The organism is Gilvimarinus algae, assembly GCF_030518215.1.
GTDB classification, from domain to species: Bacteria; Pseudomonadota; Gammaproteobacteria; order Pseudomonadales; family Cellvibrionaceae; genus Gilvimarinus; species Gilvimarinus algae.
Genome location: NZ_JAULRT010000061.1, coordinates 1 through 403 on the forward strand (window position 1 = coordinate 1; position 403 = coordinate 403).

The following is a 403-nucleotide window of genomic DNA, read 5'->3' on the forward strand; positions in this document are numbered from 1 at the left end:
TAGGCAGGGTTCCCTAAGGGAAGGCTCTCTTTGCTTTTTCACGCCAAGACCTTGGTGCGATTGTTTTTGTTGCGTGTTATGGGACGCTCATGACCGATTTCGACAGCCTAACCGCGCAGCGCCGTTCGGTGCGAGCGTTCACCGACCAACCCGTCCTGCGCGCGCAGATGGAGCAGATCTGCACCGTTGCGCGCCGAGCCCCCAGCGGCGCCAATCTGCAGCCGGGCAGCTTTCACGTTTTGACGGGCGCGGCCCTGACCGGCCTCAGTGCGCGGCTGATGCAGGCGATCGACGACGGCGCCCCGATCGAAACCGAGTATTCCTATTTCCCCCGGCCCATGCCCGCCGCGTTGAAGGCGCGTCAGCGTGCGGCGGGCTATGCGCTGTATCAGGCGCTTGGGAT

The 403-nt window shown here is 63.8% G+C and carries 1 protein-coding gene; it reads left to right on the plus strand.

What is annotated here, in order from left to right:
* Positions 1–89 precede the first annotated feature (89 nt).
* Positions 90–403, plus strand: a 314-nt coding sequence (locus QWI16_RS14710) for a nitroreductase family protein (protein WP_302714210.1), incomplete at its 3' end; no start/stop codon positions are given.